Source organism: Eubacterium maltosivorans (assembly GCF_002441855.2).
GTDB classification, from domain to species: Bacteria; Bacillota; Clostridia; order Eubacteriales; family Eubacteriaceae; genus Eubacterium; species Eubacterium maltosivorans.
The window spans coordinates 2,178,890-2,194,566 of record NZ_CP029487.1 but is presented as its reverse complement, the minus strand read 5'-3'; the positions used below and the strand labels follow the sequence as shown (position 1 = coordinate 2,194,566).

Genomic DNA, 15,677 nt, shown 5'->3' with positions numbered 1-15,677 from the left:
ATTTAATAAGGGGGATAATTATGGACTTTACAATGTTAATTACCGCGTTTGGCGGTGGTTTATTAGCTGCTGCTATCGGTGGTGTTCCTTCATTTGTATTTACAGGTTTAACTGTAATTGCTGCTATTTTTGGCGGAGAAGCTGGTGCTCCTATGATTAGTGCATTAAGCTTTGGTTCTTTCTTTGGACCTCACGTAGCATTCGGTGGTGCTGTAGCCGGTGCTGCTTACGCTAAGAGCAAAAACCTGTTAGATGACGGCCAGGATATCGTTACTCCATTATTCAAAACTGGAGATGCTGGTGTTCTGTTAGTCGGTGGTGTATTTGGTATTATTGGTTTCTTAATTCAGTATTTATTAGGTGCTGTTCTTGGCGGAATGGTATTCAGCTATGCAGGTTGGACCGATACTGTTGCTTTAACAGTATTTATTTCTGACATCTTAGTACGTTTGATCTTCACAAAATCTGGTCTTACCGGTAAATACACAGGTACTGAAAAGAGAAAATACTTCCCAGAAGGCAAACGCTTAAGCTTCTTAGTAATGGTAGGCTTAGGTATTGGTGTTGCTATCGGTGGTTTAGCTGCTACTTTAGGTCAGTTAGGTGTAGCTGGTTCTGATGAAGCTTTATACTTATTCAATAACATCGGTTCCATCGGTTTCGGTATTGCTGCTGTATCCCTGGCGTTCTTATGTATGGGTCTTCCTTTAGAAGGATACCACCACGTAATCCTGCCAGCAGGCACAACAGCTATGATCGTTTTCGCTGCTACATTAAATCCGTTCTTAGCAATCTTAGGTGGCGCAGTCATGGGTATTATTACCTCTGTATGGGGCGAAATGATGGCATTAACTTTCAATAGTTATGCTGATTCTCATATTGACCCTCCAGCAGCTACTATCTGGGTATGGCAGTTAGTTAACTTTAGCCTGTTAATGATGTTATTACCATCAGTTCTTTAATTTTTTAATCTAGTAATTATACGTAATTTGTAGCAAATAAGCATTGAATTCACAGTATAGAAAGAAGTGGTATTTTGAAAAAAGCAGTAGGTTTTATAGAATTTAAGAGTATTCCTATCGGCATCGAAGCCACTGATGATATGCTGAAAGCCGGAAATGTTGATTTAATGATGGCCTCTCCTTTATGTCCCGGGAAATATGTTACCATAATTTCCGGTGACGTAGGGGCCGTTCAGGCATCAATTAGAAACGGTGAGCACATCGGTGGAATCTATGTACTCGAATCCCACGTTATTCCGAACATTCATCCGGATGTATTACCGGCTATGTTAGGTGCGGGAGAAATCGAAGATGTCAAAGCTCTTGGTATCGTTGAAACAATTAATGCAATCTCTTCAATTATCGTTGGCGATGTGGCTGTTAAGGCTGCAAATGTCGAGCTGATTGAAATCAGAATAGCCAGAGGCTTGGGTGGTAAAGGTTTTGTATTATTGACTGGTGAAGTTGCTTCTGTTAAACAGGCGATTAAAGCCGCAGAAGCAGATATGCGCGATTTAGGTGTTATCACAAGTTACTCAGTAATCGCGTCACCGCATAAAGATATTAAGAAAGTCATTTTCTAAAACGCATGAAATGTTTAGATGGAAGCTATTCCATCTAAACATCTTTTCATATATAGACCTTTTATTTTTTATAAGCGATTATAGCACTATGATCTTTTATAAAAAATAAAAAGATAAGAGGGAACGACGTGAAAACCATCAGTTTATTTAACTTAAAAGGCGGCTGTGGAAAGACCACATCCGTCATCAATCTCGGATATCTGCTGGGACAAAAGATAAAAGGGAAGGTGCTCTATATTGACTGCGATATGCAGAGCAACCTGACCAACTCTCTTATGGAGTACGATCTGGACCGTCCATGTATCTATCATTTGTTTACTGACGAAAAAGAAGCCAGGGATGTTATCTATCAAGTAAGCGATAACATTGATATCATTCCTTCCAGTCTTCTGATGGCAACGATTGAGCCGCGGCTTGCAGGCATGTATGGACGTGAGTTTATTTTAAAACGCAAGCTTGAGGCCGTGGCAGACGATTATGAATACTGTATCATTGACTGCTCGCCGTCATTCAGTATTGTGACGACTAATGCACTTGTTGTCACTGACGATATTTTCATTCCAGTACAAACCGAGTATTATGCTGTGGACGGGGTACATCTCTTGGAGGAAACCCTGGAATATATCAGCAAGTCATTAGGAATCGATAAAGATATTACTCTTCTTTTTGCAACACTTCATGATGTACGCAATAATATTAACAATCTTCAATATGATAATTTAAAGGCGAGCTTTGGCGAGAAGTTTATGGATACTTATATCAGAAAGAATATCGCCCTGGTAGAGTCACCGATATTCAAGCAATCTATTTTTGAGTATAAACCAAGGTCAAATGGCGCTGAAGATTATCTGAATTTATTTAAAGAAATAGAATCCAAAGGGGGCTTTTAAATGGCTAGGAAAAGCAAATTAAAATCAGAATTAAAAACACATAATAGTACCATTAAAGAAAAAAATGAACTGGCTTCTAAGGTTTTGACAGATGAAAATTCTACTAATACGGGGGATAACGAAGTGGGAATCATCGACGATTTGAAGAAAAAGATTATGGGGGAACCGAAGGAAGAGGATCAGGTCTCTGCTGCCAAGCTTGAAGCAGAAAAACTGAAAGCCGAAGCCATTAAAAAGGAAAAAGAGTTAGCCGAAAAAGCAGCTGAGGAAAAAGAAAAGAAAGCTGAAGCCGCACGCCAGAAAGCTGAGGCTGAAGCCGCTGAAAAAGCAAAAAAAGAGGCTGAGGAAGCAGAAAAAAAAGCCAAAGAAGAGGCTGATGAGCAGGCGGCAAAAGAAGCCGCTGAAAAAGAGAAGGCAGAAAAACTGGCGGAGCAAAAGGCAAAAGAAGCAGAAGCCGCCAAGAAAAAGGCTCAGGCAGAGCTGAAGAAAAAACAGGAAGCTGAGGCCAAAGCGAAAGCCGACGCAGAGGCCAAGAAAAAAGCAGAGGAAGAAGCAGCTGCGAAAGCAAAAGCGGCTGAAGAAGCCCAGGCTAAGGCTAAAGAAGCGGAAGAGGCTAAGAAAAAAGCCGAGGAAGCCACTAAAGCGAAAGAAAAGGCTGAAGCGGAAGCTAAAAAGAAGGCTGAGAAAGAAGCGGCCGCCAAAGCAAAAGCCGAGGAAGAAGCCAAAAAGAAAGCAGCTGCCGAGGCAGAGGCTAAGAAGAAGGCTGAAGCGGAAGAAAAACGAAAAGCGGAAGAGGCCAAAAAGAAAGAATTTGAACGCCAGGAAGCGATCCGTATCGAAAAAGAACGAAAAGAAAAAGAAGCTCAGGAAGCACAGAATAAAATAGAGCTTGAAGAAAAAATAAAAAAAGAGTTGAAAGAAAAAATGAAGAAGCTTCATGAGCTTCCCGACTATCTGCTGTAAATATTATGCGGCCCATACCAATAGAGGTATGGGCCTTTTTTATTTCTGCACAGAAGTGTCACACTTTTTTCGTGAAATTTGTTAAAACCATGTTTAAAAGAGGAAAAGGTCTTTTATAATAGGAGATACGCCATAATAGAGAAGGAGTAAAAAAGATGGATAAGTTTACTAAAGGCCTTTTGGCTTTTCTGGGTATTGTAATGTTTGTTATCAGCAGCTTCTTTTTTACTTATGTTAAGGAGAAGGGATCTCTCCAGCTTGAACAGGAGATTGAGCAAAGAGAAGAAATGGGCAAAGGTGATGACACGCCAGTTAAAACGGACGAGGAGACAGAGAAAGAGAAATCCTTGCTTTACAGCGGAGTGAGGGCTTACGAAGCATATGCCAGTATCTCAGAAAATAGCCTGTACATAAAAATTCGTGACGTAGGCATGGCTTTGATTTTTCTGGTTGCCATTCTCGGATCATCAGCATTATTTTTTTTATTGAGCAAGGAATCGGACAAAGAAGAATAAGACTTTTTTAAGGCAATGTGTCAAATTTTGCCAATAGGGTATTAACTAAATACTTATAGAATATGAGGAGTCTTATCATGAAAAAAATAAATCATTCAATCATTATAGCAATACTTTTATTTTGCCTGGCTTTTAGTCCTCAGGTATTGGTCATGGCAAAAGAAGATAACAGTCCAGTGCAGGAAGCAGTCCAAACCAGTACAGAAAATCCAAATACTGGAATTGCGGAAAGAGTGGGGACAAGCACCATTCTGTTTCTGGCGGGGAGCGGTTCTCTTGCGGGAACGGTCATGCTGAAAAAATATCATAATGAACAGATTAAAAACGAGAACCGGCATTGTTAAATGTCGGTTTTGTGTTTTTTGCAACAGCATTTGTTCGGCCAGTGTGTTAAAATAGAATAGCATTATTTTACCCGTTCATAGGGTAGCGAATTTAAAGAATAAGTGATAAACTGGGGATATTATAAAAGAACATCGAGGAAAAAATAATGGGGGAAAATTTACATTGGGAATATGATGACTTTGAGTTTGATAACCGTGTAACGAACCTGATGTGGACCATCTGCGGGGATTATAAGGAGCAGATGAGCACAGCGGAAAAAACCAATCTTTCTAAAAATATTGCGCTTTATTATGGCATTACAGCAGGCGGCCGCCGTCGCTTTATAGATTGGCAGCTGGTTGACACCTATGTTAGCTGGCGGAGACGCCAGGGATTTAAACGCGACCGGCTCCAGCTGCTGATTCTTCATGCGGCTAACCCGATGGTCATAGACCGTCTGGTTGGAGAAAGACCAGGAATTTCGGATATTCAGAACGAAGCCTGTTCAGAGATGATTGCATTGATGGAAGCGCCAGATTCCAATAAGATACTCGATCAGGTGGAATTTGCCATTTTTGAGACACTGGCGGGTGCTGCTCCTTCGGTTAGAGAAGAAGCCCAGCAGCTGGCAGAGCGTTTGCTGAGACTGCGAAGCTCAGTGACAACAGCAGAGCTCCTTGAAGGGGTGGACGCCGTCTATATTGAGTGGCAGGGCTTAAAAGATACAAGGCCTCTCGATTGGAATGTGGTTCTGCACCAGGATAAAGAAAAGGATATTAACACAGAGGATTTTGTCGATAGTGTTATTTCAGCGATGATGAGCCGCGAATCGCTCCAGGTAAACAGTGACCAAAAGGAAATGTCTGGAAATATCGCAGAAGCAGATGTGGTTTATCTTGATCAGGAACAGATTGATAATATGCATAAGCAGGTGGCGCATTACTGCGGCAGCTCATACCTGGAGTCCTACCAGGTCAAGCAGCTTCAGAGCCGGCTCTGCAAGGGTGTTCACCGGGACTGCAGGCTCCACTATACGGAGGGAGTCCTGCGGAGTGAGTGTGATGGTGAGTTTCAGAGAAAATATGCCGAAAAGGATCTGAAAAGAAACCAGGATGCTTACCAGGCAAACCTGAGGGTGTACGCCAGAACGATCAAACGCCTTCGCGATGCTTTGATTCGCACACTGGTCGCGGAGAGAGCCCGCTATCCGGTTGCCAGCGATTCAGGAGATATCGATGCGGCCAAGGTATGGCGTGTGGGCAGAACACCCTGTTCCAGGATATTCAGGCGTTTTGAAAGCAATGATAAGGGCGGCTACGTGGTCGACCTTTTGCTGGACGGCAGTACCTCCCAAAAGGGACGAGAGGCCTTAGTTGCGATTCAGGCATACATCATTGCCCGGGCTTTGATCGAGGCGGGAATACCCTGCCGGGTCAATGGTTTTAACTGCTTTCTGGATTTTACGGTCCTCAAGCGTTTTAGAAATTATGATGATCCCCTGAGGGAGACTGAGAATATTTTTGAATATTATTGTGAGGGAAGCAACCGGGACGGCCTGGCCATCAAAGGGATTTGTGATGGACTTTATACAAGGGATGAGGAGAATAAGATTCTCATTATACTGAGTGACGGTAAGCCCAATGACATGCACCTGGAGCGCAAGGGAAATAAAAATCCATTCAGGGGGGAAAAAGCCTATACCGGAGGTCTTGCTGTAGGCGACACGGCCAAGGAGGTACGCATTGCCAGACAGCGTGGAATATCAGTCCTGGGTGTTTTCACCGGGAATGAACAGGAGCTTAAGGCCGAAAAACTGATCTACGGAAAGGACTTTATCTATACCCGGGATGTTAAGCATTTTGCGGATATTGTTACAACCTATCTCAAGCGTATTATCACGCGGTAGAGAAAAATAAATGATGAGAAAAGACAAAAGGAGATTGAATTGGAACTTTATAACAAACTTTTAGAACAGGGCATCAGTGAAAAATTGATTGACGATGTAAAGCGTTTTAGACAAGAGTACCCGGTTGAGGCAGATCTGGCAGACCGTGTGCCTGAATCAGAGACCATCTTTTATGGCAGAGACATCTGGGCAATGTGCATCACCGCGATTCTTGAGGGTGAAAATATCCTGCTTTCCGGCCCAAAGGCGACCGGGAAAAATGTCCTGGCCGATAACCTGTGCGAGCTTTTCGGCAGACCCCAGTGGAATACATCTTTCCATGTCAATACGGACAGCACCAGCCTGATCGGAACAGATACGTTTATTGACAATGAGGTCCGCCTGCGCCGCGGGTCGGTTTATGAATGTGCGGTGAACGGCGGGTTCGGCGTCTTTGATGAAATCAATATGGCTAAAAATGACGCGCTGGTCGTTCTGCACTCCGCGCTCGACTACCGTAAGGTCATTGATGTGCCAGGCTATGAAAAGATCAGCCTGAATCCTGCCACCCGCTTTATCGGAACCATGAACTATGAATACGCCGGGACTAAAGAGCTGAATGAAGCTCTGGTTTCCCGTTTTATGACCATTGATATTCCTCAGATTGATGAAGAAACCCTGATGGTTATCTTAGCCGATGAATTTCCAGACGCCAAGCAGGATATGCTGAAGCAGTTTGCCGGTATTTTCCTGGATTTACAGGAAAAGGCCATGAACTCTGAAATCTCAACCAAATCGGTGGATCTTCGCGGAATCATGGGCAGTCTCCGCACCATACGCAGGGGCTTGCGTCCAATGCTTGCCATCAATATGGGCGTTATCGGGAAAACCTTTGACCAGTATGAAAAAGAAATTGTCTACGATGTTATCCGGACGCGTATCCGGGAGGACTGGAAGGCTGAGGATATTTTTTAAAGCTCAGACAAGGAGCATCACAGAAGAAAGGAGGGATGAAAATGGCAGAACCGGCAAAATGGGTTTATGACGACCTGGATTTCGATAACCGCGTGACAAATCTGATGTGGACGATTTCCGGCAATTACGATGAGAATATGGACGCTGGTGAAAAAAGCTTTATCTCCAAAGATGTAGCCCTATACCAGGGGATCACAGCAGGGGGACGGCGTAAATACATCAATTGGGACGCGGTGAAGCGTTTTATCATCAGCCGGGTAAAGGCAGGGCTGGACAAGGATATACTCCTGGGGCTGATCCAGATGGCTACAGATGTGCTGGTAGAGGAAAAGCTTATGGAAGAACGGCCGGGAATCTATGATATTCGGAAAAAAGCCTATGATGACATTCTGTCCGATTATTTCAAGATGCATACCGATAACCTTCTTGAAAAGGCAAGACACGCTTTGGTTTTGGAAAAGGTTGGTAAAATGCCCAGGATGGATGTGGCGACAAACGGTCTGATCAAGGAAATCAAATCCCTCAGCGGCTGCGAGGACACCATTGATATGCTGAAGGGCGTCGAAGCTGTCTATATCCGGTATTTTCCCATTTATGTCTACTCAGAGGATGGGGAGGTTATCGGGGAGGAGTGCCGCAGCGATGTGGAGCTGAGTGACTTCAACGATTTTATGATGGAAGAATTCTATGATGACGCGCTTGAAGAAGAAATGCAGCTGGATGAAAGCCTGGATGAAATCGCCGAATCTCTTCTGGGTGATAATGGCGAGGGCAGTGGATTTAACAGTGATGTTAAAGATAACCGGGTTCTCCGTATCAAGGCAGAGGATCTGGATAAAATCTATGAAAAGGTCTCCTATCATTTTGGTAAGACCTATCTCTCAACGCCAGAGGTCCGGAGGCTGCAGAACAGGGTATGCCGCGATGTGCATGAAAACTGCAGGATTCATCTGACGGATGGGGTGATCCGCAGTAATTGTGACAACGGATTCCAGAAAAACCTGGTTGGGCGGCATAAGGTGAAAAATACGTTGGCCTATGGTGTGAACAAGCGCATCCACAAGCGCAATATCCATAAGCTGCGGGACAGTATTGCCCGGACGCTGGTTCAGGAAGAATTTAAGGATGAGATACCGTCTGACCAGGGGATGCTTGTGCCCAACAAGCTGTGGCGGGTCGGGCGCAGCAGTAACACGAAGGTGTTTGTGCGCACGCTGGATAATGACAAGGGAAGCTACGTGGTGGATATTCTCATTGACTCCAGTGGATCACAGCGGCGCAACCAGGCGCTGGTGGCCAGCCAGGCCTATGTGCTGGCCCAGGCACTGACCCTGAACGGCATCCCTAACCGCGTTATGGGGTTTAACAGCTTTCTGGATTACACGATCCTGAAACGCTACCGTGATTATGAGTCAAATCTGAGGGCCAATGAAAATATTTTTGAGTATTACTGCACAGGCAATAACCGGGATGGTTTAGCCATCAAGGCAGTGGTTGAGGAATTGAAAAGCCGTCCAGAGGATAATAAAATTCTCATTGTTTTGAGCGACGGACGCCCCAATGATATCAAAGTGGGGAAAGGGCAGAGCCAGACGCTCGAGGAGGCCTACCGCGGTGCCACCGCTGTGAGGGATACGGCCGTCGAGGTGCGCAGGGCACGCCAGCAGGGGATTATGGTGCTTGGCGTGTTCACTGGCAAGGAAAGAGACCTGCTGGCTGAGAAGCTGATTTACGGTAAGGATTTTGCCTATATAAAAGATATTAACCGCTTTGCGGATCTGGTTATCAAATACCTGAAACAGGTTATCACCAATTAAAAAAAGCTGTTGCCGATAGGGTAACAGCTTTTTTAGTATCCGAACTGAGCCATGAACGCATCATAGCTGCCGCGGTAAACATTGAGGTCGATGTTGGGCGCATAACCTGTATATCCGGAGAGAGAGCCTTTATCTGAGTATTGCCAGAAGGTCCATTGCCGGTGGTCCGAAAGGATGGGACAGGCGTAGAAGTTCCGGATCCAGATGGGATAATCATTGTAATAATCGGCGATGTAGGTGGCGTAGGGCTTGGTAGAGGTGTAGATGATGGGCCGCTTGCCATAATGGCTTTCCAGGCGGTTTAAAAGCTCTGTCAGTTCCCTGCGGGTGGTTTCTTTATCCGGCGCGGTATAACGAGTGTAGCTGCCGTAAAATTCAATGTCCACCACAGGCGGCAGGGCGTCGTCCTTGACAGGAACGGTTTTGATATAATTTTCTGCCTGGGTGGCGCCGCTGGTTTCATAGCTGAAAAAGTGATAAGCGCCGACCTTAAGATGGGTTTTTCCGGCGTTTTCCCAGTTGTATTTGAAGTTCTCATCCTGAAAGCTGCTGCCTTCGGTAGCCTTGATAAAGGCAAAGGTCAGGCCATTGTCGGCCAGAACCGGCCAGTCGATGGAGCCCTGATAGGTGGAGACATCAACGCCCTGCACGGGGTAGGTCTCGGCGTCAGGATGGTTAAACTGCAGGATGCCCCAGTGATAGAGCAGAAAGGCGCCTGTGATCAGGATCAGGATAACGATAATCAACGGAGATATTTTTTTACGGATTGGCATGGATTCCCCACCTACCATTTTTTACGAGCCTGTCAGCTATGAGCTTTGCGGGATAGCTCAGGATAATGCCAATGATGATACCAGCCAGCACATCTGTTGGAAAATGGACAAAGAGGTACAGGCGTGAGAAAGCAATGGCGGCAGCCAGCGCTAAAAGTCCCCAGCGAAGCCGGTTTTTTCTTGTGATAAAGTAGGCCCAGGCAGCCGCAAAGGAAGTGGCGCTGTGGCCAGATGGAAAGGAGGTTCCGTAAGGCGCGGCGATGGCAAGCTCGATGGGGTGGACCTGAAAGGGACGAGGCCGACTGATGAGGGGTTTTATACCAAGATTAACCACTGCCGCCGACAGGATGAACGCGATGGCCATGACCAGACCTGTATAGCGGGTATCTCTGCGGATGAGCAGCAAAAGGGTAAACAGTATCCAGACAACGCCGGCGTTGCCGAGCTTTGTGATAAGGCTGAAAATAAAATCAAGCACATCGCAGCGCATATGTGCCTGAATCCAGAGTAAAATTGTTAAATCCAAGATGAACCTCGTTTCTAAAGGGGATCAATCTGCCAGTCAACCGGTTTTTTGCCAATGCTTTCGAGAAAGGCGTTGGTTTTTGAAAACGGCCGGCTGCCAAAAAAACCGCGGGCGGCCGAGAAAGGGCTGGGATGGGGCGATTTTATAATATGATGGGCCGGATTGGTGATCATTGGGATTTTGGACTGGGCAAAAGCGCCCCACAGAATAAAGACGATAGGGTCCTCGCGTTTGTTCAGCATTTCGATGACATGGTCTGTGAACTGCTCCCAGCCCATGCCTCTGTGGGAGGCTGGCTGGCCTGCCCGCACGGTGAGCACTGCGTTGAGCAGCAAAACGCCTTCGTCGGTCCATTTTTTCAGATAGCCGTGGCTGGGGATCGAGCAGCCCAGATCGTCGTACAGTTCTTTGTAAATATTCTGAAGCGACGGTGGCACAGCCACCTCTGGCTTTACAGAAAAGGAAAGGCCATGGGCCTGTCCTCTGCCATGGTAAGGGTCCTGGCCGATGATGCAGACCTTGGTATCTGAGTAGGCCGTGAAGTGAAATGCGTTAAAAATGTCATACATATCCGGGTACACGGTCTGTGTTTTATACTCGTGAAGCAAGAAGCGCCGCAGCTTCTGGTAGTATTCCTGTTGAAATTCTTTTTGGAGAGTATCCTCCCAGTCATTTTGAAAGTTGATGGACATCGGAGCCTTCCTTTCTATTTTAAATCTGTAAAATCCTGAATGAAGCCATCGGCCAGATTCTTGATTTTGACCAGATGGTCGCCCTGCCATAAATCCGCCACGGCGATCACATCCATGCCAGCGGCCTTGGCGGCCTGAATCCCCTCCAGCGTATCCTCGAAGACAAGACAGTCATCTGCCGGCAGGGACAGCAGCTGTGCCGCCTGGTTAAAAACTGCCGGATTGGGTTTTCCCGCTCCGACCTCGGTGGTGAAGCAGAGAATGTCAAAGTAGCTCAGCACATTGTGCTTTTGCAGAAAAGCTTCGGTGGTCTCCCGGTTGTTGGAGGTCGCGATGGCAATGCGCTGGCGCCGGCTGTGTAAATCGCGGATCAGCCGCAGGGCTCCGGGCTTAAAGTGTACGTGGTTTAAATATTCTTCGTGGGACATCGCAACCCATTCGGCTTTGATGTCTTCGATGGAGTCCTCGAGCTCGAAGCGCTCCTTAAAATATTCTGCGGTCTCGGTAAAGCTTTTACCGGCAATCTCATAGGGCAGGGTTTCAGGACAGACCTTGTGATGGCGCTCCAGATAAATGTGGTCAATGCTGTGCCACAGCCCCATTGAATCTACAAGGGTACCGTCAAAATCGAAGATGACAGCCTTGTAATCCTCTATGTTTTTCATTTAGATGCTCCCTTAATTAAAGTATCCCTAATTATACACTATTTGCTTAAAGAAATACATGAAATTGCATTTAAACTTACTGATAATTTTTAGACAAACTTAAAGATACCAGTTGAATTTACTTTGTCTTGTGTTATAATGTATACAATGTGCTCAGAGTATAAATGAGAAGGATGGATGTATGAAAGAATATGTAGTGCGGGCGCCCGCAAAGGTAAACCTTTCTTTGGACGTTACCGGCAAACGTCCTGACGGCTATCATGAGATGCGCATGGTGAACCATTCGGTGGCTTTGTCGGATACACTTGTGTTTAAAAACAGCGGCCAGGGAATCTGTATTTCTTGCAGTGATCCTAAAATCCCGACCGATGAGCGCAATCTGGTCTATCGGGTGGCTGAAAAGCTACGGGCCCGTTTCGGCATCGACCGGGGTGTCCATATCGACATTAAAAAGAACATTCCAAGTGAGGCAGGGCTGGCCGGCGGCAGCGCTGATGCGGCGGCGGCCATTTTGGGACTGAACCTGATCTGGGAGCTGAACCTGAGCCTTGAGGAGATGCTTGCTTTTGGCAGCACCATCGGCGCGGATATTCCATATTGCTGTTATAAGGGAATGGCCTTGGTAGAAGGGATCGGTGAGATCATTAAGCCGGTGAAGCCTCTTAGAAAGCTGCCAGTGCTGGTGGTAAAGCCTGAGATAAACATTGCGACACCCTGGGCTTTTGGCCGTTTGGACAGTGCGGAGCATGTGGTGCATCCGGACATCGACCGAGTCATCCAGCTGGTAGAGACAGAGGATTATGCGGCCCTTGGCAGCACTGTGGGCAATGCCTTTGAGCAGGTGGTTTTCCAGGATTATCCAGAAATTGGTGAGATGAAAGCAAAAATGCTGGAATCTGGCGCTTTCGCGTCCATTATGAGCGGCAGCGGTTCAACGGTGATCGGTTACTTTTTGGACAATGCCACGGCAGAAAAGGCCTGTGAGGCTTTTAGACGGAATGATTTATTAACATTTTTAACAGAAATAGAATAGAGGATACAAAGAACATGGAAGCAGAAAAAGAAAAAATTAAATTAACCCTTGATGTGAGCTCGTGTAAGCCGCTGAGAGAAATCGTGTTTGAAACCATTAGAAACGCTATTATCAACGGAGACCTGAAGCCGGGACAACGCCTGATGGAAGTACAGCTGGCAGAACAGCTGGGCGTCAGCCGTACGCCAGTGCGTGAGTCGATCCGTAAGCTGGAGCTGGAGGGGCTTGTAAAAATGGTGCCGAGAAAGGGCGCTTATGTTACGCCCATGTCCATCGACGATCTCCGGGATATGATGGAAATCCGGCGCGCTCTGGAAGCCCTGTCCGCTGAGCTGGCAGCTAAGAACGCGACAGAGGAGGATATCAAAAAGCTGGAGGAAAGCAACCGAGGCTTTGAGGAGTCCGCCCTTAAAAATGATGAAGAAGGCATTATCAACTACGATATTGCGTTTCATGAAACGATTTACCGCGCAACAGGAAACGAACGCCTGATCCAGATGATCAACTCTCTCAGAGAGCAGATGCAGCGTGTCCGTGTGGAATATGTTCATCACATTGAGGACAAGACGCCGCTGATCGGCCAGCACCAGAAGATTATTGACAATATTGCAGGCCACCGCTGCGCAGAAGCCAGCGAAGCGGCTGGAGCTCATATCCAGATCACGGAAAAAGATATGGTGGCTGTGCTGGAATAGATGAGACAGTCCACTAAAAAAACACCTCCCGAAAAACCAGAATCTGGCGTTTCAGGAGGTGTTTTAATCTGTGGATTAATCCTCGGAATCTTTTTTCTTTCTGTGCTGGAGGAATTCCGGCTCTTCCGGCGGCGGCCCGGGCTCAAAATCGATGGAGCTGTAATGCTCGGGCAGCTTTTCGATTTTTGTCTTGACCTCTGGCTCCAGATTCCGGCGGCGTTTTCGCGGCTTTCGCTTTGAGAGCACGTCCTTGTTCAGCCCCTGGACTTCTTCGGTCTTGTGCTCTGCTGCCGTGTTATCGGCTTCTGCGCTGGTCTTGGGTTTTTTTAATGTCTGCGCGGCCCGCTGTCGTTTTTTTTTAGCCAGACTCGGCGGGTTGTTGAGCAGCTCCTTGTTTCTGAAAATGGCGATCACCATCAGGATACACCCGACAACCACAAAAATATCAGCAATGTTAAAAATGGCAAAGCCAATGAGGCGGACGTCGAAAAAGTCGATCACATAGTTCAGGCGGATACGGTCGATCAGATTACCGACGGCGCCGCTGATGATCATGGACAGCGCCAGATTGACGTCAAAATACCGCTTGGTCTTTGGCATGATGACAAAGAAGTAGACCAGCACGATAATAAAAATCAGGGTGAGAAGGATCAGGAAGATCTGCTTCCCGGCAAAGATACTGAAAGCAGCGCCGGTATTCTCCACGTAGGTCAGGTGAAAAACATGGGGAATGACTGGGACAGTGGTGACGGGCGACAAAAATGTAACGGCCAGATATTTGGTTAGCTGGTCAACAACGATTCCTCCAATGATGAATAATATATAAAATAACATGGATGCTCCTTAAAAGGGCCGCCGATAAAAAACGGAGCGGGGATCGCTTTTTATCTTGGTCCGGAATTTTATAAATTCAGTGTTAACTGCCTTGTTTGTTTTATCATTGTTCAAGTATACATGATAATTTGAAATTTTTCAAAGATTTCTTAGAAAATTGTTTAATTTTTTCTCTTAAAATGGTAAGATGGAGGTTGTTAATCTATTTTTTAAGACAGGAGGTGCAGGGAATGCGCATTAAATTTGATAAGCAGTATTTGAAATACTATACCTATGCGGTTTTAGGCGTCATTACCATTATTCTGTTTTATAAGATACTCGACAATCTCGGCTTTATTCTCTCAGCGATCAGCAATGTGGTTGGATCAGCCTTTGAAATTCTGCTGCCCATTATTATGGGGGCAGTGCTGGCCTACTTTTTGTTCCGCCCCATGCGGTGGATTGAGAAGAAAGCCTTTAAGTACATTAAAGGAAGTGAGAAAAAACCAAAACTCGTCAGGCTTCTGGCAGTTTTGGTCGTCTATATCATCACGATGATCGTGGTGATCCTGTTCATGTATATCTCGATACCGGCCATTATTGACAGTGTGCTCGGTTTAGTGAGCAGTATACCCACCTATGCGGCGGAAATCAATACTTTTCTGATAAACCTGTCACACCGCGGCGGTTTCTTTAAGGATTTGGTGGACATGATACAGCTGGACCTGTCTTCGGTCCAGAACCTGAACGCCAAGGATACCATGGATTTTATTTTTGGCAATATGAATTTCAACTCCGAATCGGTTAAGCAGATTGGAAACATTGCCGTTGGCTTTGCCAAGGGAACCACCAGCTTTTTAATCGGTTTTGTGGCAGTCTTTTTCTCCGGCTTCTACCTGATGCTGGACAAGGAAAATATTGAGCGCCAGCTGAAACGGCTGAACCGGACAATCCTGAGCCCAAAGGCCAACAGCGGTTTTAACTGGGCCATCCGTACCATTGACGGTGTTTTTTATAAATACTTCTCTGGTAAAATCATGACCTCGGCCTTAATCGGGCTTATCTGCTACATTGGGCTTCTGGTGCTGCGGGTGGAATACGCGCCGCTCATCGCACTGGTGGTGGGCGTGACCAATGTTATCCCTTATTTTGGCCCCATCATCGGCGCGATCCCCGGCATTTTCCTGACATTGCTGTACAGCCCGGCAAAGGCCCTCGGGGTGGCGATCTGGATTCTCATCGTTCAGCAGTTTGACGGCAATGTGCTGGGACCAAACGTGCTGGGAAAAATCGTGGAGCTGAACCCCTTCTGGGTACTGTTCTGCGTCATGGTGGGCGGAAGCCTTTTCGGACCGCTCGGCATGTTTGTGGCCATTCCGTTTTTTGCGGTCATCAAGGTGTTTGTCACCGAGGCGCTGGTCCGGTGGGAGCGGCGTAAGACGACGGTTCAGGAAGAGGTTACGGATAAAATTAATGAAAATATGAAGGATCTTTTATAGAGAAATAAAACACTTTTGAAAGGATAG

Annotated in this window: 17 protein-coding genes; 12 read left to right on the top strand and 5 right to left on the bottom strand. The window is 46.3% G+C overall.

The annotated features are described in order from the left end of the window. The first annotated feature begins 20 nt into the window (after positions 1-20). The 9 genes from CPZ25_RS10570 to CPZ25_RS10530 all read left to right on the top strand — a co-directional run bounded on the left by CPZ25_RS10570 (position 21) and on the right by CPZ25_RS10530 (position 8,954). Entirely contained in the window at positions 21-962 is a 942-nt protein-coding gene (locus CPZ25_RS10570; protein WP_058693391.1) for a DUF7973 family transport facilitator, read from the top strand. Between the two features lie 74 nt (positions 963-1,036). Beyond that, a complete protein-coding gene (locus CPZ25_RS10565) occupies positions 1,037-1,585 on the top strand; it encodes a BMC domain-containing protein (RefSeq protein ID WP_013382318.1) in 549 nt (182 codons plus the stop codon). Positions 1,586-1,713: 128 nt separating this feature from the next. Continuing rightward, positions 1,714-2,475, top strand: a complete 762-nt coding sequence (locus CPZ25_RS10560; protein ID WP_096918645.1) for a ParA family protein — start codon at positions 1,714-1,716, stop codon at positions 2,473-2,475. Beyond that, entirely contained in the window at positions 2,476-3,438 is a 963-nt protein-coding gene (locus CPZ25_RS10555) for a hypothetical protein (protein WP_096918646.1), read from the top strand. Between the two features lie 155 nt (positions 3,439-3,593). Further along, positions 3,594-3,953, top strand: a complete 360-nt coding sequence (locus tag CPZ25_RS10550; RefSeq protein WP_096918647.1) for a hypothetical protein — start codon at positions 3,594-3,596, stop codon at positions 3,951-3,953. A 77-nt stretch (positions 3,954-4,030) separates the two neighbouring features. Further along, positions 4,031-4,297: a hypothetical protein gene (locus tag CPZ25_RS10545; RefSeq protein ID WP_058693395.1), complete on the top strand. Its 267-nt coding sequence runs from the start codon at positions 4,031-4,033 to the stop codon at positions 4,295-4,297. A gap of 146 nt (positions 4,298-4,443) precedes the next feature. Beyond that, the gene (locus CPZ25_RS10540) at positions 4,444-6,183 is read left to right on the top strand and encodes a vWA domain-containing protein (protein WP_096918648.1); all 1,740 of its coding nucleotides are present in this window, start codon (positions 4,444-4,446) and stop codon (positions 6,181-6,183) included. A 39-nt stretch (positions 6,184-6,222) separates the two neighbouring features. Then, positions 6,223-7,137 carry an AAA family ATPase gene (locus tag CPZ25_RS10535; protein ID WP_074617949.1) on the top strand — a complete coding sequence of 305 codons (915 nt, stop codon included), beginning with the start codon at positions 6,223-6,225 and terminating at the stop codon, positions 7,135-7,137. A gap of 41 nt (positions 7,138-7,178) precedes the next feature. After that, the gene (locus CPZ25_RS10530; protein WP_096918649.1) at positions 7,179-8,954 is read left to right on the top strand and encodes a cobaltochelatase CobT-related protein; all 1,776 of its coding nucleotides are present in this window, start codon (positions 7,179-7,181) and stop codon (positions 8,952-8,954) included. 32 nt (positions 8,955-8,986) lie between these two features. Here the strand turns inward: CPZ25_RS10530 and CPZ25_RS10525 are convergent, their stop codons facing one another. From CPZ25_RS10525 to CPZ25_RS10510, 4 genes are read right to left on the bottom strand one after another with little or no spacing between them, the layout of a single operon-like run. Further along, positions 8,987-9,727 carry a glycoside hydrolase family 25 protein gene (locus CPZ25_RS10525; RefSeq protein WP_096918650.1) on the bottom strand — a complete coding sequence of 247 codons (741 nt, stop codon included), beginning with the start codon at positions 9,725-9,727 and terminating at the stop codon, positions 8,987-8,989. After that, positions 9,714-10,253: a phosphatase PAP2 family protein gene (locus tag CPZ25_RS10520; RefSeq protein ID WP_096918651.1), complete on the bottom strand. Its 540-nt coding sequence runs from the start codon at positions 10,251-10,253 to the stop codon at positions 9,714-9,716. Before CPZ25_RS10520 ends, CPZ25_RS10525 begins: the two co-directional genes overlap by 14 nt. Positions 10,254-10,267: 14 nt before the next feature. Then, a complete protein-coding gene (locus tag CPZ25_RS10515; protein ID WP_058693401.1) occupies positions 10,268-10,945 on the bottom strand; it encodes a uracil-DNA glycosylase in 678 nt (225 codons plus the stop codon). Between the two features lie 14 nt (positions 10,946-10,959). After that, a complete protein-coding gene (locus CPZ25_RS10510; RefSeq protein WP_096918652.1) occupies positions 10,960-11,610 on the bottom strand; it encodes an HAD family hydrolase in 651 nt (216 codons plus the stop codon). A gap of 181 nt (positions 11,611-11,791) precedes the next feature. Between CPZ25_RS10510 and ispE the strand changes: the two genes are divergently transcribed. Both ispE and CPZ25_RS10500 read left to right on the top strand, forming a co-directional pair. Beyond that, positions 11,792-12,643, top strand: coding sequence for a 4-(cytidine 5'-diphospho)-2-C-methyl-D-erythritol kinase (gene ispE / locus CPZ25_RS10505; protein WP_058693403.1), 852 nt, complete (start codon positions 11,792-11,794; stop codon positions 12,641-12,643). Positions 12,644-12,657: 14 nt separating this feature from the next. Beyond that, positions 12,658-13,338 (top strand): GntR family transcriptional regulator, encoded by a 681-nt coding sequence (locus CPZ25_RS10500; RefSeq protein WP_058693404.1) that lies wholly within the window; start codon positions 12,658-12,660, stop codon positions 13,336-13,338. 75 nt (positions 13,339-13,413) lie between these two features. Here CPZ25_RS10500 and lspA read toward each other — a convergent pair whose 3' ends face one another. Continuing rightward, entirely contained in the window at positions 13,414-14,172 is a 759-nt protein-coding gene (gene lspA / locus CPZ25_RS10495; protein ID WP_074617944.1) for a signal peptidase II, read from the bottom strand. A gap of 230 nt (positions 14,173-14,402) precedes the next feature. Here lspA and CPZ25_RS10490 point away from each other — a divergent pair, with 230 nt between their 5' ends. Then, positions 14,403-15,650 carry an AI-2E family transporter gene (locus CPZ25_RS10490; protein ID WP_058693406.1) on the top strand — a complete coding sequence of 416 codons (1,248 nt, stop codon included), beginning with the start codon at positions 14,403-14,405 and terminating at the stop codon, positions 15,648-15,650. Positions 15,651-15,677: the final 27 nt, after the last annotated feature.

Excerpts from the sequence above, each read along its gene's own strand:
- CPZ25_RS10570 (WP_058693391.1), top strand. The coding sequence starts at position 21 with ATGGACTTTACAATGTTAATTACCGCGTTTGGCGGTGGTTTATTAGCT.
- CPZ25_RS10555 (WP_096918646.1), top strand. The coding sequence starts at position 2,476 with ATGGCTAGGAAAAGCAAATTAAAATCAGAATTAAAAACACATAATAGT.
- CPZ25_RS10550 (WP_096918647.1), top strand. The coding sequence starts at position 3,594 with ATGGATAAGTTTACTAAAGGCCTTTTGGCTTTTCTGGGTATTGTAATG.
- CPZ25_RS10545 (WP_058693395.1), top strand. The coding sequence starts at position 4,031 with ATGAAAAAAATAAATCATTCAATCATTATAGCAATACTTTTATTTTGC.
- CPZ25_RS10540 (WP_096918648.1), top strand. The coding sequence starts at position 4,444 with ATGGGGGAAAATTTACATTGGGAATATGATGACTTTGAGTTTGATAAC.
- CPZ25_RS10530 (WP_096918649.1), top strand. The coding sequence starts at position 7,179 with ATGGCAGAACCGGCAAAATGGGTTTATGACGACCTGGATTTCGATAAC.
- CPZ25_RS10525 (WP_096918650.1), bottom strand. The coding sequence starts at position 9,727 with ATGCCAATCCGTAAAAAAATATCTCCGTTGATTATCGTTATCCTGATC.
- CPZ25_RS10515 (WP_058693401.1), bottom strand. The coding sequence starts at position 10,945 with ATGTCCATCAACTTTCAAAATGACTGGGAGGATACTCTCCAAAAAGAA.
- CPZ25_RS10510 (WP_096918652.1), bottom strand. The coding sequence starts at position 11,610 with ATGAAAAACATAGAGGATTACAAGGCTGTCATCTTCGATTTTGACGGT.
- ispE (WP_058693403.1), top strand. The coding sequence starts at position 11,792 with ATGAAAGAATATGTAGTGCGGGCGCCCGCAAAGGTAAACCTTTCTTTG.
- CPZ25_RS10500 (WP_058693404.1), top strand. The coding sequence starts at position 12,658 with ATGGAAGCAGAAAAAGAAAAAATTAAATTAACCCTTGATGTGAGCTCG.
- lspA (WP_074617944.1), bottom strand. The coding sequence starts at position 14,172 with ATGTTATTTTATATATTATTCATCATTGGAGGAATCGTTGTTGACCAG.
- CPZ25_RS10490 (WP_058693406.1), top strand. The coding sequence starts at position 14,403 with ATGCGCATTAAATTTGATAAGCAGTATTTGAAATACTATACCTATGCG.